We start from the raw sequence: 213 nt of genomic DNA, 5'->3' as shown, positions 1-213 counted from the left end.
GGAGACGAAGGAAGCGAAACGTGTGATGGAGCTCATCGTCTCGTACGAACAGCGGGGAATGGAAAAGGGAATCGAGAAGGGAATCGAACAAGGGGTCAAACAAGGGATCAAACAAGGTATTAAACAAGGGCGCCAACAAGGGATTGAGGAAGGGAAGCTCGACGTGGTGAAGAGAATGCTGGCGAAAGGGTATGATGTCGACACGATCCACGA

Annotated in this window: 1 pseudogene; it reads left to right on the top strand. The window is 51.2% G+C overall.

The features are described from left to right. Positions 1-213: pseudogene (locus VU18_RS20375) on the top strand (DUF4351 domain-containing protein); the annotation flags it as partial.

It is taken from the genome of Geobacillus sp. ZGt-1 (assembly GCF_001026865.1).
GTDB lineage: Bacteria > Bacillota > Bacilli > Bacillales > Anoxybacillaceae > Geobacillus > Geobacillus thermoleovorans.
Note: the sequence above shows the minus strand (reverse complement) of the source record. Positions and strands in the feature narration are given on the sequence as shown.